Raw genomic sequence first — 19345 nt, 5'->3', positions numbered from 1 at the left:
ACTCCCCGCCATACGGCGGGGAGTTTTGCTTTGGAACATTTACGGGTAAACTTTCGTTATATAAACAAGGAGTTTTATCATGAAGAAGATTTTAATAATGGTTCTTTCGTTTATGTTGGCGGCCTGCTCTGCTACTTCTGAGTATGACCAAAACCTCAAAAAATGGCAGGATGCTACTATTGATCACTATCAATTTGACCTATTCATCATTTGTTTCTGCCCATTTCGGGATGTCATGCCATTGACCATTGAAGTGCAGAATGGAGAAGTGCTCTCGATCACTCAGGTGGATGGTGTGATTGTAACCGCCGATAATCCATCGTTTGATTTGTTTGTGTCCGCCGCCAGTGTGGATGCTCTTTTCGCCATGCTGGATTCCAGCCTGAATGGGGATGCGGACGAAGTGCTCGTAACCTACGATGCCACATACGGTTTCCCCACTTCGATTTCCATTGACCATATTAAAGAGGCGGTGGATGACGAAATCTATTATCAAGTGGAAAGTTTTGAAGTTCTGCCATAAAAGAAAAGGCGGCAAATTTGCCGCCTTTTCTTTAGTTGGGTTGCATCCACTGTTCAAAAATTTCCTTGTCCACGATCTGGATGCGGCGATCTTCGACCTTGATCGCGCCGCTGCGTTCCAATTCCTTGAGCGAACGTGCCACCACCTCACGTACAGTTCCAAGCCGCGCCGCAAGTTGTTCCTGCGTCCAATGCGGGGCTGATTTATCCATGGATATTTCGGAGATGAGTCGCGCCAGGCGGTGAGTCACCTGGTAGAACGCCATCTCACTGACCATACGCACCATGCCGCGCAGCATTTTGCCAAAATTGACCAGCGCCTTTTGGGCAAAGGTAGGGTGTTTCATGACCAGCTCATGCAGTTTGTTCTTATCGATCACCCAGACCCGGCAGGTTTCCAGCGCTTCTACATTGACCGGACTGGTGCCTTCATCAAAAGCGGGTACTTCAGCAAAGGTATCACCTTCTTGAAGGATGCGGACAATGTATTGGCGTCCCTGCGGGGAGAGGCGGAATATCTTGGCACTGCCCTGCTCCAGAATGAACAAGCCTTCACAGTCGTCGCCTTCCCAAAAAAGAACATCCCCGCGCTGGAATTCTCCAAGGCGGGTATGTTCTGCGATTTCCTTCAACATGCTTTCAGAAAGATCATCAAAGTATTGATTTCCCCTGACTGCATCCATTCTTTGTTGTAGGGTGGTCTCAACTGATTTCATGTCAGTTATGCTTCGCCGAAAAGGACTTGATCCGGTCCCCGATCGATCTCCCATGGATATGTGATGAAGGCATCAGTGGTAGCGGCATAGTAATCGGGGCGGGCATTGCCGAACAGGTTGCGATACGGGTTGAAATGCAGCACACAAGTTTCCGGGAAGCCGCCCGCCGCGGAAACGCGATTCTTAACCGCGGTAATGGTGCGCCCGGAACCCCAGACATCATCCACGATCAAGGTGGGACGTCCACGCAGCTTATCTTCGGCAGGGAATTGAATGAACTCGGGCCATGCCATAAATGCGGAGGATTTCTCACTCTGTGTTTGTGCGGGGAAGTCCACGGCTGCGGTGAGGATGTGGGTGATATCCATTGCCTCCGCCAGCATTCCTCCGGGGATGATGCCGCCGCGGGTGATCATTACCATCGCGGTAAACTCACGGCGAAATTGCGGGATCAAGTGGTCGATCAGCTTATCCACTTCTTCCCAGGTTATGGCTTCTTGTCGGCGGGGATCAGGTTTCATAGGTTTATTTTATCAAAAGACCCCGAAGGTATGGAACTTCTTTCGGGGTCTGATCTGTTTTAGGATGCGAGCACCGCTGCCAGCGGAGCCGGAGCCTGCACCTGCGCCGGGACTCTTCCTTCCACTGTGGCTTTTTCCACATCACGCGCCCAAATGTAAAGGCAGGTGTGATATGCAGTGTTGGTGTACGAACTGAATACGCTGGAGATCATCACAAACGTGAAGAAGATCAACGCACCGACCACAATGCCAGCGATCGAAACAGCCGTATTCCCACCGGAAACGAAAGCCAACCCACCGCCAATGGCAAATGCGATGACCAGGCCCACCAGCCCGAATAAAAAGCCGATCAGCCCGGTTACAAAGCGAACTCCCACTGTACTGACGCCGATCAATAGCAGGTTTTCCTTGGTGATTTTCCACACACGCTGCAAGCCATCTTTGAGGTTCAAGTCATCGATAACCATCGCAGGCAGGACGAGCGCCGCAGCCTCTGTCCATAATGTTTCCATTAATCCAGTTGCTGAGCGAGCCAGACTAGCAGCAATACCGCCTTTGCGATTACGCTGTGCTGCATTGCGGATCAGCGCAACCGCTGTGGATGCGGCAGCCAGAGTGAGAATATCAAAGAAGTCACGTTTCACGACCGCCCAGGCATGATCCATGCGACCATCGCCTTTTGTGAGGTAACCAAAGATCAAGTAAGCCGTCATCCCTGAGAAGACATACGTCACTACGAACTGCACAAAGATCAACACCGCGCCCATCGCTGAAAGCACGATATTCCCAAAATCGCTGCCGCCCAGAATGACTGCCGCGATGGCGATGGGAATGATACCAATGACGGAGATGATACCGCCAACCACCAGTGCATAGATCGAGGGCTTGAGCAGATCCTTGTCTTTGAACGCCATATCCCAGGCTTGTTTCAGGAATGACCAGCCGCGTGAAAAACTTTGCATAACTCACTCTCCTTTTAATAACGTAAAACTGGTTGCATTATAGCAAACTTGCCAGACCAAAAAAACCTTATTTAGTTCGAGACAAGTATAATCGGGCAATTCCAATCCAACTTCGGGACTATTATGTACAGATATATACTTATCATTTTGTTTGCCGCCTTGGCTCTTTCCGCTTGTACTGGTGCTTCCAATGCAGTGCCCACCCCAACCCCTGACCCGTTTATTCTGCAAGGGCAGGCGGTCTTCAATGCGCGTTGTGCCACGTGTCATGCCCTCGTGCCTGATACGATCATCATCGGTCCATCCCTGTATGGGGTTGCCACCCGTGCTGAGACGCGTGTTCAGGGCTTAACTGCAGAAGAATACATCCTGATGTCCATCTTGCGCCCCGGAGACTATGTGGTGGAAGGCTTTAACAACGTCATGATCACCAACTTTGCCAAGGAAATAACCGGCGAAGAAATGGATGCACTCGTCGCATTTTTGCTGACGATGAAATAGTTCAACAAAACTTAAATACCAAAGGAGAGTGTATGAAAGTTTGGATCAAACGAATCTTTACAGGGCTGGGCGTTTTGCTGCTCGTTGGTGTTGCCTATGCCGCCTTTGTGCCTCTTGCCCCTGCTGTGGAATTGCCTGAAGAACAGTGGGGAGCAGGCTCCAGCAGTGTTGAACCCGCCTGGAGCGGATTGCAGCGTGACTTCCCTGCCACGAACGAAACAGCGGAGAATTCATCGACGCCGGAAAAAGTGGAACTGGGACGCCTCCTTTTCTTCGACCCGGTTCTGTCTCAAAACGACGACATGTCCTGCGCCTCATGTCATCACCCAGACTTGGGCTTTACCGATGGCAGACCGCAAGCCTTCGGCGCGGACGAACAACCATTAACTCGCAACGCCATGAGCTTGTGGAATGTGACCTACAACACCAACTTCTTCTGGGATGGTCGTGCTGCCACGCTAGAGGAGCAGATGGAAACTCCCATCACCAACCCGGATGAAATGGGAGCTTCTCCTGAAGAGATCGTTGCCGAGTTGAAAGCCATTCCCGAATACGTGGACTTGTTCGAAACAGCCTTTGGCAGCGCAGATGCCGTGACGTATGAAAATGTCAAAAATGCCATTGCCGCATTCGAGCGTTCTATTGTGACGAACAACTCGCCCTTTGATCGGTACGCTGCCGGTGATGTGAATGCCCTCACGCCTGCTCAGCGCCGTGGATTGGGACTCTTCCGTTCGGCGGCAACGCGCTGTTTTGAATGTCACGCAGCACCGACCTTCAGCGACGACTCATTCTCTGTCACTGGCGTGCCTGACCTCGAAGGTCAAGTGCATGATGCCGGGCGCAAAGCCATTGAAGACTCGAGTTTGGATGGCGCATTCAAAGCGCCGACCTTGCGCAATATTGCCCTGACTGCACCTTATATGCACAACGGTGTCTTCAACACCCTTGAAGAAGTCGTGGACTTTTACGCCAAAGGCGGCGGACGTGATGCAGGCGTGCAAGATGTGGATATTCACGTCCTCGGCTTTGAATTGACCGAGCAGGAAAAAGCCGACTTGGTCGCCTTCCTCTATGCGTTGACCGATGAAGGCAACCTGCCTGAAATCCCTGCCTCTGTGCCTTCAGGCTTGCCCGTTGTGGAATCCGTGGAAAACCCTGCACGTGACGTTATCAGCCAGGTGAATGCTGCTGAAAGTGAATCAGCCGCCACGTCTACGCATGAGCCGGTGACTTTGAGAGTCGAGCCCGGTCAGACCATTCAGGAAGTTGTCGATCAGGCATTGCCCGGTGACACCATCGAAGTCCCGTATGGTGTTTATGAAGAACATGTCATCATTGACGTGAGCGATATCAAGTTCTTAGGCATTCCGAACGATGCAGGTGAGTGGCCCGTCATCGAAGGTAATGGCACCGGCTCTGATGGTGTGATCGCCTCTGGTAATAACTTTGAGATGGCGTACTTTCAGGTGAAGAACTTTACGAGCAATGGTGTCTTGGTGGAAGGTTCAACACATGTATACCTGCACGATATGTACATCGAGAACACCGGTGTGTATGGCGTGTACCCCGTGCGTTGTACCGATGTGTTGATCGAACGCATTGAAGGGACGTTGATGAACGATGCGGCGATCTATGCGGGTAAATCGAAAGATGTTGTCATCCGCGATACGTTGACCTATGGAAACGTGATCGGCATCGAATTGGAAAACACCGTCAATGGTGAGGTGTATAACAACTACGCTCACGATAACACCATCGGCATTTTCATTGACTTGCTGCCGCAGTTGCCTTCCAAAGTATCGATGTACACCAAGGTATATGACAACATTTCAGAGAACAACAATGGTGCGAACTTTGGCAAGCCTGGCACGGCGGTCTCGCTCATCCCGCCGGGAACGGGTATGTTGATCCTTGCGGCAGATCATGTGGAAGTGTATGGCAATACTTTCAAGGGCAATAAAACGGTTGGTTTGGCGATCTTCAACCTCACCATTGGTTTCTCGCCTGAAGAGATCGATGTAGACCCCAACCCCGACCATAACTTTGCCCACGATAACATCTATGAGAACAATGGGTATGATGCCGACCCATTCGTGAAGAATATGCTTGGCAGTGGTTTTGATATTGTGTGGGATACCACTGGTGTGGATAATCGCTTCGATGAGCCGAACGCGAAGACATCCTTCCCGCCTGCATTGCCCAAGAGCAACTGGCCCCAGCCGTTGTATAACTTGTACTGGCGTGTTTTGAATTTTGCTGTGGGGTTGATCTCGTAATTGAAAAAACTCGGCTGAGGGCTTAGCCCTCAGCCGAGTTTTTTATAGTATGTTGATGGGGTCTATCTCAAGTCGCCAGTCGTTGAAACGCATATCTTTCAAAACAGCTGCCGGGTCGGGTCCACGCAGGACGACCTGCCAGCGGTACTCGCCATTTTCTTTGGCAAAGAAACAGGGAACGGGACCAATTAATTCCGTTTGACGGAACCCGCCCGCCTCAAGCTTTAACTTTAGCTTGTCTGCCATTTTTTTGGCTTCTTCTTCCGCTTTGGCATTGTCTACATTCTTATATTCAAGTCGTGCCAATTTCGCGAAGGGTGGGTAGCCTAATAATTTTCGATATTCCAATTCACGCGCATAAAATCCGTTCACATCATGCCCGGCGGCAAATTGAAGTGCATAATGTTCCGGGGTAAAGGTCTGCATAATGACCTTACCGCCGCGTGAAGAGCGACCTGCCCGCCCAGCTACTTGGGTAAGTGTTTGAAATACTCTTTCATTGGCGAATGGATCGGGCAAATTCAAACCGACATCTGCCAGCACGATGCCAACTAATGTGACCAAGGGTAAATCCAAACCTTTGGCGAGCATTTGTGTGCCGACCAAAATATCGGCTTGATGATTGGCAAAGTGGGTCAGGATGATCTCGTGCGCATCTTTCTGACGGGTCGTGTCCCAGTCCCAACGCAGAGTCCGCGCTTGTGGAAACATGGATTTGATTTCCGCTTCCACTCTTTCACTGCCCAAACCATATTCACGGATTTGCGTGCTCGCACAAGTCGGGCAGGTCTTGGGCATCTGGCGGGTGTATCCGCAGCGGTGGCAAAGCAATCCATTGACCTTTGACATTTGTCCGTCGACATGCAACGTCAACGGCGTTTCGCAGTTGGGGCATTTCAGGGTCGTGCCGCAATCACGGCAGAAGATGTAGGTGGAGGTTCCACGGCGGTTGAGATAAACAATTGCCTGCTCTTTGCGCTCGAGCACTTCTGCTAAAGACTCTGCTAGTGTTTTTGAAAAAATTCCGCGATTGCCGTTCTTTAACTCCTCGCGCATGTCCACTACTTGAACGGGAGGTAGGTTTGAGTCAGTCACGCGATTCGGCAGTTCTAACACCCTCATCCCCGACCCTTCTCCCGAAAGGCGAAGGGAGTGCTCGGCGGTATATCGTTGTTCCACGGTTGGTGTGGCAGAGCCGAGTACGCACACTGCCCCACATAGACGGGCATATTCTTCTGCGGCAGTCACCGCGTTGTAATATGGCGGCTCGCTTTGATAATAGGAACTGTCGTGGCACTCATCCACGACGATGAGACCGATGTTTGGCAACGGCGCAAACAATGCCGAGCGTGCGCCGATGATGACGTTCAACTTCCCATCACGGGCACGGCGCCAGGTGTCGTATCGTTCCCCTTCAGAAAGCTTCGAGTGGACCAAGCCTACCTGCCCTGGAAAGCGCGAGACAAAGCGCCGTACGGCTTGGGGGGTCAACGCAATTTCAGGGACGAGGATCAGCGCCTGCTTGCCGTTCTTTATCACTTCTTCCGCTGCTCGTAAATAAATTTCCGTTTTGCCGGAACCAGTCACACCGTATAAAAGGAAGGGAGCAGGCTGATTGCGAAAAGATGAAAGGATCGCATGCAACGCATCATTTTGTTCAGAGGTTAGTGATAACTCGCTGTTCGCTTCCTGTTGTTCGACCCTTTCCAATGGGTCTCGGAAAATCTCGTTCTCAAACAAGCGGATCAAACCGCGTTCTTCAAGTTCTTGCAAGTCGGCGATGTTGCTGCCGGTTTGCGCATAAACCCACGAAAGATTCACCGGCACAGGTTGTTGGATGAGGAAGCGCAGAGCCGCTTCACGCCGGGTTTGAGTCGCTTTTGTGGAGCCAAGAGAGCTTATCTCCGCCTGAGCCGCTTCAGGTGTGACGGCAAGCTGCGCAACGCGGATATTCTTTGGGCGTACGCGTGGCGGCGGCAGGACGTTCTTCGAAGTCAACACGCCTTTTTTGACGAGCATGTTGGCGGTCTTACGCCAATCTACTTTGGCGAAGTGAGAGTCGATCTGACGTCCGCGCAGGGGTCCGCGTTCGGTCAGAAGGTTTATCAAACGAGTTGAAATAACAGTCGATTTTTCCTCGTAACTCGTAACTCGTAACTCGTAACTTATATCGGCTTGCTGACTTAACCCGGTGGGGATCATCATGCCGATGATGGCGGAGAGTGGATTCAGCGTAGAGTCCGCTAACCGCATGGCAAGCGCAAGTTGGGGCGGGGTGAGAAGCGGGGCAGGGTCGAGCAGGTCAAGGATCGGTTTGAGATTCGGTACGGAGGAAGAGTCGGTCAACTCGACGATAATGCCCTGCACGGTTTGATTTCCAAATGGAGCTGTGACAAGGCAGCCTGCCTGGAGGTGTGGCGCGAGTTCGGCGGGGACAGAATAGTCGAAGACGCCGGAAATTGCAGGGATGTTGACGGCAAGGCGGGCAAACATGAGGTGATTATAATGTTTTATAATATCTTGAACGGAGGCTGATCGATATGAGTATTCTTATTCTTGTAGCAGGCGGGGTAATGATCGTGGTTGCCTTGGTGATGCTGGCGCTTGTATTCATGAAGTCAAATCAGGTGAACCTGACGGAGAAAACAGATGGGAAACCAGAATGGATGCATGCGATGCCTCCGGCTGAAACTGTGGCGGCAACCCTGAAGGATGGGGAAGGCGTAGCGCTGTTCGATCATGATGAAGGCGAGAAACTTGCAGCACCCTTTGCTGAACAGATCGAAGATGTGTTGCGTGCAAAAGTGGAAAGTGACCCTTACCTAAAATCTTTTAATATCGACTTTGGGACGGCTCCCGATGGTGGGTTGGAGATATGGGTGAACGGCGAGAAATATGAAGGTGTGGCGAACCTGCCCGATGAACAGTTGAAAAAGACATTCCTTCAGGTTGTGAAGGAATGGAATAGCAGGGGGTAGAGTTAATAAACAGGTGAAGGCGCGCCGGAGGAAACTCTGGCGCGTTATTGTTTTAAGATCACTGCGGCGCCATAGCCGACCACAGAGGAATAGTCACCGGTGACATCCCCGGATGTGGCATGTTTAAGGACTTGAACCTTGTTCGCTCCAAGAGCTTGTGCCGCCCACATTACCGCGGCAACTGCGGCATGCCCGCAGGCGAAGCCTTTGCCGGTTTGCTCGGCTTCAAAGATCGAAGCAGGGTCGAACGCTTCAAATCGTTTTAGCATTTCCTGGTCATATGTGCTGGCGGTTCGTTGGTCGTAGAAATGTGACAGGTCGGTGGATGCGATGAGGATGGCGTTCTTGTGCTGTAGCGTATGTGCCAGCGCTTCGCCAAGCTGCTTTGCAATGGAATCTTCCTGTGCTCGCAACATAATGGGTAGAAGTTTGAATTTGTTCTTGAAGATGCGCTGCAAGAAGGGAAGCTCGATCTCAAGCGAATGTTCCCGGTCGTTTGCCATGGGGGTGATGGGCAGAGGAAGCTGGCTTTGAAGTTCAGCCAAAGCAGATCGATCCACTTCGAGCTCGCCTAGAGGTGTGGCATAGGCTTGGTGTTTGGTCGTGAGTAGAGGGTGCGGGCTGTAGTTGTGGAACGGTGAAATGACAGCAGCGAGGTCGGGGGTAAGTCCGTGCAATGTCGCGAAGGCATGGGCGGCAACTGCACCGGAGTAACGGTGCCCGGCATGCGGTGCGATGACTGCGATGACCTGTCCGCTTAATTTTGGCAGTTTGACCTCTGCCAGGAATTTGTCTATGCTGGCGGCTAATATTTTGGGATTCTCAGGATACCAAGTCCCTGCTATCGGTGAAGGGCGGATGTCTGGTGCGGTCATGTTTTTATTGTAGCACTCTGAAAATAAAAGACCCTCGCGAATTTTCGCGAGGGTCTTTTGATAGAGTAGTTTTGATTACGGAATGCGGTACGAGGCGATGGCGTTGTTGATGGTGTCTATGGTTGCCTGGTCTGCGCTGCCCATCCACCAGGAGGTGAGCATCATAAAGGTGCTGTTGTCGTCGCCACGAGTCTCGAAGAAGGAGACTCCGGAATAACCGCCGCTTTTGGAAACCCATTCGAGGCGTTCGGAACCGTCGTTCATGATCTGATCGCTGGAAATGCGGATATCGCCGACAGCGCCAGTGGCGCTATAGAAGTTGTTGATCAACTCCAGAGCGAATTGCCCCTTCTGGCTCTTTTACGAAAGCCGTTCCGTCGTTGTAAACAAGGTTTTCAACGAAGCCCGACACTTCATCGGGAGATGTGAAGCGGTCTACGTAGTAGTTGTCACCGGTGGTATGGCTGTACAGCCAGTCGCCGGGCAGGTCGAAGGCGGCGAGACCGTTCTCATCAGTAAAGGTGACCAGTCCATTATCTGCGGGTTGCTGCTGTTGCTGCTCACCCTGATCTTGGGGAACGTTGGTTGGAACGGGCGGAATAGTGGGGTTCACAGCAGGGGTGGATGAACCGCCACACGCCAGGCTGACAACCATTAAAAGGGCGGCAAAAGCAAATATCATACGGTAACTTTTCATTTATTAATTATTCTCCTTAAATTTATATGATTATATGGGTTTTATTAAAAACAAAAAGAGTACCGAAGTACTCTTTTTGTTTTTTGTGTGGTTATAGCGGGACTACGGAATACGGTAAGTAGCAATGGCATTATCGACAACATCAAGGACTGCCTGATCGGCATTGTTGTCCCACCAGGCGGTCAGCATTAACCAGGTGCGTTTGTCGTCGCCGCGCACTTCAAAGAAGGATACGCCCGTGTAATTACCGCCTTTGGAAATCCACTCGAAACGTTCTGAACCATCTTGCATGATCTGGTCGCTTTTGATGCGAATATCACCATTATTTGTTCCGGTGCTGCTGTAGTAGGTGTTCAAGATGTCGAGCGCTACAGCCTGACTGATCGAATTGTTGACGGTAACACCTTCGTTCGCGAACATGACCAGACTTTCAATTTTTGCCGCTTCATCAGGGGAGGTGAAGGTATCGGTGTAGGCAGTTACATCTGTGTAGATCGTATCGCCGTGATCGGTGTGGAGGTAGGTCCAGTCGCCGGGCAGGTCGAACGCCAATAGGTTATTTGCATCAACAAATGTAACGATCCCGTTATCGGTAGTTTGCTGCTGTCCTTGCTGCTGGTCCTGCTGTTGTCCCTGCTGCTGGTCCTGCTGGACGGGGGGATTGGTCGGAATAGGGGGCAAGGTGGGGTTGGCGGTAGGCTCTTGTTGTGATGTGGCACTGCATGCCAAACTGACAGCCAGCATAATTGCCAAAAAGACAAATACCATACGATATGATTTCATGTTCTTTTCTCCTCTTTTTGTAAGTTGATCAATACAAGGATACACTAGCAATTAAGGTCTTTTGTAGGGTACCTTAGTCTCATTTTACACTCTCGAATTTTTACTGCATAGTGCTAAAACAGAATCACTTTGCAATCCGTGTGAACCTGAAAAAATACAGAGGGGAAAAATGAAAGACGCTGTCAGTTCAATGGTTCACTATAAATGAAAAGCTCACCCTCAAGGTTTAGGTTTCGAGAGTGAGCTTGTTTGTTCGGGGAATATTTTATTTGGCTGCTTTGCGGGTTCGCTTGACTTTTTCAGGCTGAACAGGTTCTTCGGAGGCGGGGACTTCAACCGCTTCGAGGGGCAGTGCAGGGGTACTGACTTCCAGAATGGGTTGCGGTGGAGTGACTGGATTTGCGGAAACCATAGTTGGCTGGTTGATGCGCTTGAAATAATCTTTGACTGTAAGATCACTGTAAAAGATCAGTGTGAGAATGCCAACCACCATTGAGAAGATATTGCCCATTAAAAAGGTGAGGATCTGGAATACGGCAATGGAAGTGGCAGGTTGTACCGGCTGTGGTTGGGTGCTCAGTAGTTTTGCCGCATAAATGATCTCAAAGATGCCGAGGATTGTGGGCAAGATGGTGATCGGAAGACAGACCACGCCAACCAAGGTTCCGAGCGCGGTTGCAGATGCGACGAATCCCCAAAAGAGGTTGGTGATGCCGCTGAGTAAAGTCATCACGGCAATGGCGGTCACCAGCCCGGGTTTTTGCTCTGTGTAGGATGTGTTCATATTGTTGCTCCTTGAAAATTATCTGGTGGATATAACGATTGAACACAGGTTTGGTTGCATCGACTAGGGTTGTTGGAACGTGAGTAAGATACCGCCGGGGTAACTCGCTCCATTTGCATCTGTGCAGGTGGGGGCGCTGACATCGGGAACGAATGCGCCGCCCGTAACGATGCGGATGTTGTATACCGTATCCGCCTCCATGAGGAAGTCGGCGTATCCATCTCCCAATTCAGGCTTGAGCCCGGTAAAGAAGCGGTCTTCGCCCTGGTCCCAGGTTACGACGATCTCGGCACCGGAGATCGGGTCTCGGCGTGAATTCAACAAGTTGAATTGCATGACCTTCGCCATGCCGGGGTCGCAGACTGTTTCCTGGCTGGTGAGGATGAAGGGCGCGCCAGGACCAGGGGTGGGTGTAAAAGTGGGGCGTGCGGTCACTGTTACTTGAGCGAGAGGGGTCAGTGGTGTTTGTTCAAAGAAGACGGTTGGCGGGGAAAGTGGGGTGGCTTCTTCGATCGGTTCATTCGGTTGAATGGTTTCCACCACTGTGGTTGGCAGGGGGACGTCTGGGGTGTTGAAAGTTGGGTATGGGGTGGATGTGAACGGTTCGCTGACACTACCTCGTTGAAGGTCGGTGGCAAGTTGCGCGAGGGGGCGGGCTTTCTCGAAGGATTCGCCTTCAGCGAGCATACGTTGTGCGAGTGCGCTGAGTTCGCTGACCGGATCTATGTCGCCGAGCAGGCTGAGGCGGGCTTGGGCGCGGGGCAGGTCTTTGTTGGCGGCGTAGGAAGCGGCGATGGCGATGCGGTATTGATCTTTGAAGTCTGCACGCAGAAGTGCGGGGTGCGCATCCACATAGGTGACCGGGGCGAGCAGCCAGGCGTATGCCAGACCCAGCCCAAACCCGGCAAGAAGCGCAAGAATGAGATAAAGGATGGAGTTTTGCGGAAGCTGCCTCATGGGTTTGCATCCGCATTGGGCTGATAGGTTTGCATGGCGGTTAGCAGGGTTTGCAGAGAGAGGATCTCCGCTTGCGTGAAGCCGTTGAGGCTGGCATATTCCAGTGCAGAAGAAACAATCTCGGCGGGTGGGGCGCTGCCAAGCAGTGCAATACGACGTGCGGCGGCTTCGGCATCGAAATCGTTTTGATAAGCTTCTGCGGTCATGAGTACATAGTCCACTCTGTAATCTTCACGCAGAACGTCGGGAGTTACATCGGTGTATTCGACCGGGTCAATGACCCAACCGTAGACGAGCCCAAGACCGGCACCAAGTGCAAGCGCCAGGACGATCAAGATGATTTTTGTGGAAGGCATGTGGAGAATTATAGTATGGAGTTAAACAAATATCCGGGCAGGGAACCGGCGGCACCCGAAGACTCTTCCTTACCGTTGCTATCTTTCGATCCTGGCGGGGTTCGAAAGGCTTCGCCGCGCCGGGCCTGCCCGGACGCCGCAAGCATACCCGATGAAGGGGGGCGTGTCAAATCAAAGATTATGTGATTCGACAAATGCGAGGAATAGATCGACCAACTTGGGTTCGAACAGGATGTTGGATTTTTCGCGCAGGTATTCGATGACCTGTTCACGCGGCAGTTGTTTTCGGTAGGGTCTGTCGCTGCGCAGTGCATCCCAAACGTCGACGATGGCGAAGAGGCGCGCAACCCGCGGAATTTGATCGCCTTTCAAGCCGTGCGGGTAGCCGCTGCCATCCCAGCGTTCGTGATGATAGTAGGGGATATCCAATGCGGGGCGCAGGTAGGCGATGGGGGAAAGCATGTCGTAGGCGTAGTTGGGATGCTGACGCATTTTTTCCCATTCGGTTTCGTTAAGCGGACCCGGCTTTTGCAGGATCTCATCGGGGATGGCGATCTTGCCCATATCGTGCAGAAGCGCGCCTCGCCGGATGTGGGAGAGTTCTTCTTCGCTGAACCCAAGCTGTTTTGCCACTTTGAGGGTGATCTCAGTGACGCGCTGGGTGTGTCCTTCTGTTTCACGGTCGCGCAGGTCGAGCGCGCGCACCCAGCCTTCGATGGTGCGTTCGTAGGCGTCGCGTAACTGGTCGTGGGCGAGCTGCAGGGCTTCTTCGGCTTTTTTGCGTTCGGTGATATCGCGTGAGGTGGATTGGATCTCAATGACGCTGTTGGTGTCGTGGTCGATGATGGCGCGTGCAGAGGTTTCCAGCCAGACGTAATGCCCGTGCTTGTGTTTGGCGCGGTAGGTGATGGTGTATGGGGCGTCACCCGGGTTTTGTTGGAACAGTCCTTTTACAGCGGGACTATCTTCTTCGTGGATCAAGTCGAATATTTTGAAGCCGAACATATCTTCGGGCAGGTAGCCAAGGATGGTCTTGCATGCCGGGGAGACGTAGAACATCTGCCCGGTTATGGTGAGGCGGGCGATCATGTCGCTGGCGTTCTCGGCAAGCAGGCGGAAGTGCGCTTCGCTTTCCAGAAGCGCTTCCTGCATGTGGATGCGGTCGGCGCGGGATTTCCATTGGTCGAGCGCTTTGCGGGCGAGGTGCGGCATGTCCAGCATCGACTCTGGGGATTTGACGACGTAGTCGAGTGCGCCTGATTTGAGCGCTTCCACGGCGATGCGTTCGTTGCCGTAACTGGTCATGAGGATGATGGGGGTGGCGAGGGGGTCGCGATGATTGGGCAGCAGTTCCAGGCTTTCGCCATCGGGCAGGCGCCAATCGGCGATGATGAGTCTGGGTTCGCGCTGTTTTATTTTTTCGCGGGCTTCACTGAGCGAGCGCACACGGTGGATCTGGAATTCGGTTTCCTGATCTTCGAAGGCGCGTTGGATCAACTCCGCATGGGGGTCTTCATCTTCAACCAGTAAAATATGAATGGTGTCGCTGGGCATAGGAGTTAAGCGCGGAGTTGTTTGTTCCAACCCAACCAATAGACGCCCAGGTCTTTCATCAGGTTGCTGAAATCTTCGAACCCCACCGGTTTGACGAGATAGCTGTTGACATAATTCCCGTAGGCATGGGTCATGTCTTTTTCGGCTTCCGAGGTGGTGAGGATGACGACTGGGATGCTGCGGAGTTCCTCTTCTTCTTTGATGATGCGCAGGACTTCAAGCCCATCTACACGGGGGAGGCGCAGGTCTAAAAGGATGATGTGTGGGCGTGGGCTGCTGGAAGGTTCGCTGAAATTGTTGCGGCGCAGTAGATAATCCAAAGCTGTTTCCCCGTCAGTGAGGTGTTGTATCCGTGTGGGGATGGGGTTGTTTTCCATCGTTCGGATGACAAGCTCGGCATGGTCCACATTATCTTCGATCAGCATCACGAGTGTCGGTTCGCCTGACATGATAGCTCTCCTAATAATAACGCCCATATTGTAAACGATTTAGTCGCATCGGGCATAGGTGTTTGTAGGTGGATGATTGGGCATTTAAGGGAAGTTCTCCTAACAAACTTGTAAATTCCATAATTTAATTTTGGTTTTGAAAAATATATTACTCATCATCTTTACTTTGAGATTGCTCAGTACAAACCTTGGCGGGATAGCGTCCATGTTGGTGAATCCTGTAACCTCGCTCAATGGTCGTGATATAATTTTGCCGTTCATCAATTATCGAAACCCCGCCCGGAGGAGAAATTATGGAAATCACCACACAAGAATTCAAGCATTGTGATCTGATCGCAGTAAAAGGACGGGTTGACAGCGCAACGGCTCCCCAATTTGCAAAAGCGCTTGAGACCGCCAACGATAACGGACGTTTCAAACTTGCCCTCGATATGAGCGGGTTGGAATATATGTCCAGTGCCGGTTTCCGCGCCCTGCTTGCCGCCCAGCGCAACTGCAAGCGCTACAATCGCGGCGAGGTGGTGCTCGTGCATGTCCCAGATCGCATTCGCGAAGCCCTCGAACTTGCAGGGTTCACTGAACTCTTCAAGACCTTCGACGATACCGTCGCCGCCGTGGGAAGTTTCTAACAAAAGGCTCCAATCAGACCTTGGAATGCCGTCTCTTGAATACAGGAGGCGGCATATCATTTTCTTTATGCCAGCTTATACCTTTCCAGCCAGGTTTGAATTTCTGGACGAGATCCGTGATGCGGTTGCCGATGTTGCGCGTGAGGGCGGTTTTTCAGATAAAACCATCTACTCCCTCCAGCTCGCCGCCGACGAAGCCGCTTCCAACATCATTGAGCATGCCTACGAAGGCGTGTCTAATGCCTCATTGGCGATGACCTGCGACATGCAGGGGGACCAGATCGTCATCACCATGCACGATACTGGAAGATCATTCAACCCCACCACCGTGAAAGAACCCAACCTCAAGGCAGATCTATCTGAACGACAGATCGGTGGCTTGGGCGTTTACCTGATGCGAAAGTTAATGGACAGTGTGAGTTACGAATCTTCCAAATCGGGCAACCTGCTCACCATGAAAAAACGGAGAGAATAACTCCATGTGCGCCGCAACCCGATCCTCCTGGGACTGGCTTCAACTCGCCAGCCTGGGTGAACAGCTGCGGAGCGAAGACTCTCTCAGCGCGCAGCGCGACCGGATCATTAACCTTGCGAATCGTCTGATCGGTGGGCAGGTGGATGTCTGGTTAAAAGAAGGTATTTTTCGCCTGCCCGATTGGGAAGACGGGCATCTTTTCCCGACCCAGCCCGCGCTCGAAGGCATGAAGCGTGCTGTCAAAACCGGGAAACTCGCAAAAAATATCAGTAAGAAGAAAACCAGCGCTTCTACCTCAGCCTTTGCCGCTGTCCCGCTCGAGGATCAGGGGATCACGCTGGGAGCGCTTCAAGTCACCCGCCCCAAAGGACCCGAATTTTCAAGCGACGAATTAAACCTGCTCCAGGGCTTGGGGCAGATCGTTTCCGTTAACCTCTTCGCCTCACACCGCGCCGAAGTGGAACAGTTCCGCTTGCGCCAGCTTAATCTCGTGCGCGAAGTCAGCTCACAGATCGCCAACGTGTTGGATGTGAACGAACTCGCCGCGCGGGTCACCAAACTCATTCAGAACACCTTCAACTTTTATTACGTCGCCTTTTTTACACTTGAGCCGAGTGACCATGCCTTGCATTTCCGCGCCAGTGCCGTCGCGCCGCGCAAAGGCAAGCGCAAAGCCTCCATTGCATTGGAAGTGGAGATTGGTCAGGGTTTGATCGGTGAAGCTGCCAAAACCGGAACCGAGATCGTCTGTGACGATGTTCAAGCCGACCCGCGTTACCGTTTCATCGATAGCCTGCCCGAAACCCGCTCTGAAGTGGTCATCCCGCTAAAGATCGAAGACCACATTCTCGGCGCGTTGGATGTGCAGAGCAACCAGCCGAGAGCCTTCCATCCCATTGACCTGCTCATTTTGCGCGCACTTGCTGATAACGTGGCACGTGCCGTTGAAGGTGCCCGCCTTTATAGTGACCTGAGCCGCCGCGCCACTCAATTGACCCTGGTTTCCGAAGTCAGTAAAAGCGTCACTTCCACTCTTGACCTCTCTCAACTCATGCGCGACGCTGCCACATTGATCCATGAAAAATTTGGGTACCCGCATGTTTCGCTTTTCACCGTTCACCCCAACCGCCGCATGATCATGTATGAAGCGGGCAGCGGCAAGCGCAGTAAAAAACTCGAAGGCTTCACGATTCCTTTGGATGAAGAGCAGGGCATCATGCCTTGGGTGGCGCGGAATGGCGTCACTGTGATCGCCAATGATGTTTCCAAAGATAAACGCTATGTCGATTCGCCGCTGCCACCCCGGAATACCAAATCAGAATTATGCGTGCCATTGATCTTTGCCGAGCGCGTGGTTGGTTTGCTGGATATTCAATCGGATAAATTGAATGCCTTCACGGAAGATGACCGTATCATGTTCGAAGCCGTGGCAGATACCATGGCGGCGGCGATCCGCAATGCCGACTTATATCGTTCCGAGCAATGGCGGCGTCAGGTGGGGGATAGTCTGCGGGATGTGGCAGGCTTGGTCTCCAGCAATGCCGGTGTGGATGAAGTACTCGAGATGATCCTCGGTGAATTGGACCGCAACCTGCCGGTGGATACTTCTGCCATCTGGCTGCTGCAAGACGGTGAGTTGTGTCTTTCTGCCGTGCATGGTATGGATGGAAACCAGCTTGAGAATACCTGTCTTGCCAATCCTGAGTCAACATACGTTATGGCAGATGCGTTGGAGTCAGAGACGCCCATTATTCGCCGACCCGGTGACCCCATGGGTCCGGCTGGCATCACTGCAGGTTTTTCTCCCGATTATTCTTCCATTGTTGCGCCGTTGCGAGTGGGTGACCGTCCGTTGGGTATTCTGACGTTGGCGCATCACTCTCCCGGGCGCTATGGGCATGAAGCCCGTGCCATTGCAAGTACGTTCGCGAACTATGCGGCGGTATCGATCGAAAATACCCGCCTGTTCGACGCGGCACAGGAGCAGGCATATGCCTCAGCGGCTTTGTTGCAAGTTGCACAGGCAGTCGTCAGTTTAAGCGATCTGGATGAAATACTTGGCTCCATCATCCGTATCATGCCGATCCTTGTTGGTGTCAAGCGCGTGATCCTGTACCGACTCGACCATCAGTATCAGGCGTTGCAGGCATCGCAGGAATATGGTTTCTCAGAAGAAGAGGAAGCCATTATGACGGAGAAGACTCTGCCGCTGGCAGATTTTCCGTTCATTGTTTGGGCGCTGGAGCAGAATACGCTGGTAACGCATCCGCTTAAGGCGCAGGCGCAGCCGAAAGATTGGTTCGAGATCCAGCCTGAGGTGTGGAGTGAAGCGGATGTTGTTAATGCGGAACGTTTATTGATCGCCGTCCCGCTTTCCATCAAGAGCGATATCTTCGGAGTGATGTTGATCGAAGAGGATGAGAATGCGCGTCGCTTTCGTATGCGGCGGCTTGAGATCATCAATGGCATTTCACAGCAGGCGGCGATGGCAATACAGAGCGACCTGTTGCAGCAGGAGATGGTGGTGCGCGAGCGCCTCGAAACGGAAGTGCAACTGGCACGCCAAATTCAGCAGACCTTCATCCCGAGCGTTTTACCGACCCATCCCAACTGGCAGATCGCGGCACGCTGGCGCACAGCCCGGCAAGTGGGCGGTGATTTTTACGATGTGATCGAACTGCCGAACCACAAGCTGGGTATTTTCATTGCAGACGTGGCGGATAAGGGCATGCCGGCTGCGTTGTTCATGGCGTTGACGCGCACGCTCATGCGCGCCGCTGTGCTGGAAACGGCATCCCCTGCTGCGGCGCTGCGGCGAGTGAACGATTTTCTTTTGCCAGATACCCAGCAGGGAATGTTCGTGACCGCAGTGTATGGTGAGCTGGATCTGGCGTTGGGGACGTTCACTTATGTCAATGCGGGGCATAACCCGCCGTTCTGGGTGAAGAATGATGGAAGTTTGGAAAAGCTGACAAGAACATCTATTGCCTTGGGGGTGATGGAGCAGCCTGTCATGGAAGAACGTACCCTGACCATTGCGTTGGGGGATACGCTCCTGCTTTATACCGATGGATTGACCGAGGCGTTCTCACCGAGTGGGGATCTGTTCGGTGAAGTGCGTCTGTTGGATGTGATGGCATCCTTACCGGCTGGCACTGCTGAGGAGGTCATTCGATCCATTGAAGATTGCCTGAATGATTTTATCGACCCGCTGCCGCTGGCAGATGACCTGACGATGATGGCGATCCGCAAGGTGGGATAATGCGATTGTGTTCGTAATTTATACGGCGACCATGATGTTGCTGTG

General features: G+C 52.4%; 20 protein-coding genes and 1 other RNA gene. 7 read left to right on the top strand and 14 right to left on the bottom strand.

Annotated elements, in window-relative coordinates:
* Window positions 1–79: 79 nt before the first annotated feature.
* Window positions 80–523: a DUF6174 domain-containing protein gene (locus IPG80_RS05760; RefSeq protein ID WP_345103681.1), complete on the top strand. Its 444-nt coding sequence runs from the start codon at window positions 80–82 to the stop codon at window positions 521–523.
* Between the two features lie 31 nt (window positions 524–554).
* Here IPG80_RS05760 and IPG80_RS05755 read toward each other — a convergent pair whose 3' ends face one another.
* Genes IPG80_RS05755 through IPG80_RS05745 form a run of 3 tightly spaced genes read right to left on the bottom strand, consistent with a single transcriptional unit; the run spans window position 555 to window position 2721 of the window.
* Window positions 555–1238 carry a Crp/Fnr family transcriptional regulator gene (locus IPG80_RS05755; RefSeq protein ID WP_345103678.1) on the bottom strand — a complete coding sequence of 228 codons (684 nt, stop codon included), beginning with the start codon at window positions 1236–1238 and terminating at the stop codon, window positions 555–557.
* Between the two features lie 5 nt (window positions 1239–1243).
* Window positions 1244–1759 carry a phosphoribosyltransferase family protein gene (locus IPG80_RS05750; protein WP_345103676.1) on the bottom strand — a complete coding sequence of 172 codons (516 nt, stop codon included), beginning with the start codon at window positions 1757–1759 and terminating at the stop codon, window positions 1244–1246.
* A 59-nt stretch (window positions 1760–1818) separates the two neighbouring features.
* Entirely contained in the window at window positions 1819–2721 is a 903-nt protein-coding gene (locus tag IPG80_RS05745) for a hypothetical protein (protein ID WP_345103674.1), read from the bottom strand.
* Window positions 2722–2868: 147 nt separating this feature from the next.
* Here IPG80_RS05745 and IPG80_RS05740 point away from each other — a divergent pair, with 147 nt between their 5' ends.
* Both IPG80_RS05740 and IPG80_RS05735 read left to right on the top strand, forming a co-directional pair.
* Entirely contained in the window at window positions 2869–3222 is a 354-nt protein-coding gene (locus IPG80_RS05740) for a cytochrome c (protein ID WP_345103672.1), read from the top strand.
* 32 nt (window positions 3223–3254) lie between these two features.
* Window positions 3255–5501 (top strand): parallel beta-helix domain-containing protein, encoded by a 2247-nt coding sequence (locus tag IPG80_RS05735; protein WP_345103669.1) that lies wholly within the window; start codon window positions 3255–3257, stop codon window positions 5499–5501.
* A gap of 42 nt (window positions 5502–5543) precedes the next feature.
* On the opposite strand, the gene priA is transcribed toward IPG80_RS05735, so the two are convergent.
* A complete protein-coding gene (priA, locus tag IPG80_RS05730; protein WP_345103666.1) occupies window positions 5544–7994 on the bottom strand; it encodes a primosomal protein N' in 2451 nt (816 codons plus the stop codon).
* Window positions 7995–8041: 47 nt separating this feature from the next.
* Between priA and IPG80_RS05725 the strand changes: the two genes are divergently transcribed.
* Entirely contained in the window at window positions 8042–8479 is a 438-nt protein-coding gene (locus tag IPG80_RS05725; protein ID WP_345103663.1) for a hypothetical protein, read from the top strand.
* Between the two features lie 44 nt (window positions 8480–8523).
* Here the strand turns inward: IPG80_RS05725 and amrB are convergent, their stop codons facing one another.
* From amrB to IPG80_RS05675, 10 genes are all read right to left on the bottom strand, one after another.
* Window positions 8524–9354 carry an AmmeMemoRadiSam system protein B gene (amrB, locus tag IPG80_RS05720; RefSeq protein WP_345103660.1) on the bottom strand — a complete coding sequence of 277 codons (831 nt, stop codon included), beginning with the start codon at window positions 9352–9354 and terminating at the stop codon, window positions 8524–8526.
* Between the two features lie 75 nt (window positions 9355–9429).
* Window positions 9430–9684, bottom strand: coding sequence for a hypothetical protein (locus IPG80_RS05715; protein WP_345103657.1), 255 nt, complete (start codon window positions 9682–9684; stop codon window positions 9430–9432).
* Window positions 9665–10051: a hypothetical protein gene (locus IPG80_RS05710; RefSeq protein ID WP_345103654.1), complete on the bottom strand. Its 387-nt coding sequence runs from the start codon at window positions 10049–10051 to the stop codon at window positions 9665–9667. The genes IPG80_RS05715 and IPG80_RS05710 overlap by 20 nt, the downstream gene beginning before the upstream one ends.
* 102 nt (window positions 10052–10153) lie before the next feature.
* The gene (locus IPG80_RS05705; RefSeq protein ID WP_345103652.1) at window positions 10154–10834 is read right to left on the bottom strand and encodes a hypothetical protein; all 681 of its coding nucleotides are present in this window, start codon (window positions 10832–10834) and stop codon (window positions 10154–10156) included.
* A gap of 265 nt (window positions 10835–11099) precedes the next feature.
* Window positions 11100–11618, bottom strand: a complete 519-nt coding sequence (locus tag IPG80_RS05700; RefSeq protein WP_345103649.1) for a hypothetical protein — start codon at window positions 11616–11618, stop codon at window positions 11100–11102.
* Between the two features lie 63 nt (window positions 11619–11681).
* On the bottom strand, window positions 11682–12575 hold the full coding sequence (locus IPG80_RS05695; RefSeq protein WP_345103647.1) for a hypothetical protein: 894 nt from the start codon (window positions 12573–12575) through the stop codon (window positions 11682–11684).
* Window positions 12572–12931 carry a hypothetical protein gene (locus IPG80_RS05690; RefSeq protein WP_345103644.1) on the bottom strand — a complete coding sequence of 120 codons (360 nt, stop codon included), beginning with the start codon at window positions 12929–12931 and terminating at the stop codon, window positions 12572–12574. The genes IPG80_RS05695 and IPG80_RS05690 overlap by 4 nt, the downstream gene beginning before the upstream one ends.
* A gap of 32 nt (window positions 12932–12963) precedes the next feature.
* An RNA gene (ffs, locus tag IPG80_RS05685) (signal recognition particle sRNA small type) lies at window positions 12964–13062 on the bottom strand.
* 40 nt (window positions 13063–13102) lie between these two features.
* Complete coding sequence (locus IPG80_RS05680; protein ID WP_345103641.1) at window positions 13103–14485, bottom strand: HD domain-containing phosphohydrolase; 1383 nt, start codon at window positions 14483–14485, stop codon at window positions 13103–13105.
* A 5-nt stretch (window positions 14486–14490) separates the two neighbouring features.
* Window positions 14491–14934, bottom strand: coding sequence for a response regulator (locus IPG80_RS05675; protein ID WP_345103638.1), 444 nt, complete (start codon window positions 14932–14934; stop codon window positions 14491–14493).
* Window positions 14935–15227: 293 nt separating this feature from the next.
* Here IPG80_RS05675 and IPG80_RS05670 point away from each other — a divergent pair, with 293 nt between their 5' ends.
* The 3 genes from IPG80_RS05670 to IPG80_RS05660 all read left to right on the top strand — a co-directional run bounded on the left by IPG80_RS05670 (window position 15228) and on the right by IPG80_RS05660 (window position 19300).
* The gene (locus IPG80_RS05670; RefSeq protein ID WP_345103635.1) at window positions 15228–15563 is read left to right on the top strand and encodes an STAS domain-containing protein; all 336 of its coding nucleotides are present in this window, start codon (window positions 15228–15230) and stop codon (window positions 15561–15563) included.
* A 67-nt stretch (window positions 15564–15630) separates the two neighbouring features.
* Window positions 15631–16038, top strand: a complete 408-nt coding sequence (locus IPG80_RS05665) for an ATP-binding protein (RefSeq protein ID WP_345103632.1) — start codon at window positions 15631–15633, stop codon at window positions 16036–16038.
* A 4-nt stretch (window positions 16039–16042) separates the two neighbouring features.
* Window positions 16043–19300, top strand: coding sequence for a GAF domain-containing protein (locus IPG80_RS05660; protein WP_345103630.1), 3258 nt, complete (start codon window positions 16043–16045; stop codon window positions 19298–19300).
* Window positions 19301–19345 lie beyond the last annotated feature (45 nt).

This window comes from Candidatus Villigracilis vicinus, assembly GCF_016702885.1.
In the GTDB taxonomy this organism is placed as follows: Bacteria; Chloroflexota; Anaerolineae; order Anaerolineales; family Villigracilaceae; genus Villigracilis; species Villigracilis vicinus.
Note: the sequence above shows the minus strand (reverse complement) of the source record. Positions and strands in the feature narration are given on the sequence as shown.

Bases quoted from the DNA above. Each gene is read 5' to 3' on its own strand.
- IPG80_RS05675 (WP_345103638.1), bottom strand. From the start codon at position 14,934: ATGTCAGGCGAACCGACACTCGTGATGCTGATCGAAGATAATGTGGAC.
- IPG80_RS05710 (WP_345103654.1), bottom strand. From the start codon at position 10,051: ATGAAAAGTTACCGTATGATATTTGCTTTTGCCGCCCTTTTAATGGTT.
- IPG80_RS05705 (WP_345103652.1), bottom strand. From the start codon at position 10,834: ATGAAATCATATCGTATGGTATTTGTCTTTTTGGCAATTATGCTGGCT.
- IPG80_RS05750 (WP_345103676.1), bottom strand. From the start codon at position 1,759: ATGAAACCTGATCCCCGCCGACAAGAAGCCATAACCTGGGAAGAAGTG.
- IPG80_RS05660 (WP_345103630.1), top strand. From the start codon at position 16,043: ATGTGCGCCGCAACCCGATCCTCCTGGGACTGGCTTCAACTCGCCAGC.
- IPG80_RS05755 (WP_345103678.1), bottom strand. From the start codon at position 1,238: ATGAAATCAGTTGAGACCACCCTACAACAAAGAATGGATGCAGTCAGG.
- amrB (WP_345103660.1), bottom strand. From the start codon at position 9,354: ATGACCGCACCAGACATCCGCCCTTCACCGATAGCAGGGACTTGGTAT.
- IPG80_RS05700 (WP_345103649.1), bottom strand. From the start codon at position 11,618: ATGAACACATCCTACACAGAGCAAAAACCCGGGCTGGTGACCGCCATT.
- IPG80_RS05745 (WP_345103674.1), bottom strand. From the start codon at position 2,721: ATGCAAAGTTTTTCACGCGGCTGGTCATTCCTGAAACAAGCCTGGGAT.
- IPG80_RS05735 (WP_345103669.1), top strand. From the start codon at position 3,255: ATGAAAGTTTGGATCAAACGAATCTTTACAGGGCTGGGCGTTTTGCTG.
- IPG80_RS05690 (WP_345103644.1), bottom strand. From the start codon at position 12,931: ATGCCTTCCACAAAAATCATCTTGATCGTCCTGGCGCTTGCACTTGGT.
- IPG80_RS05760 (WP_345103681.1), top strand. From the start codon at position 80: ATGAAGAAGATTTTAATAATGGTTCTTTCGTTTATGTTGGCGGCCTGC.
- IPG80_RS05670 (WP_345103635.1), top strand. From the start codon at position 15,228: ATGGAAATCACCACACAAGAATTCAAGCATTGTGATCTGATCGCAGTA.
- IPG80_RS05665 (WP_345103632.1), top strand. From the start codon at position 15,631: ATGCCAGCTTATACCTTTCCAGCCAGGTTTGAATTTCTGGACGAGATC.
- IPG80_RS05695 (WP_345103647.1), bottom strand. From the start codon at position 12,575: ATGAGGCAGCTTCCGCAAAACTCCATCCTTTATCTCATTCTTGCGCTT.
- IPG80_RS05725 (WP_345103663.1), top strand. From the start codon at position 8,042: ATGAGTATTCTTATTCTTGTAGCAGGCGGGGTAATGATCGTGGTTGCC.
- priA (WP_345103666.1), bottom strand. From the start codon at position 7,994: ATGTTTGCCCGCCTTGCCGTCAACATCCCTGCAATTTCCGGCGTCTTC.
- IPG80_RS05680 (WP_345103641.1), bottom strand. From the start codon at position 14,485: ATGCCCAGCGACACCATTCATATTTTACTGGTTGAAGATGAAGACCCC.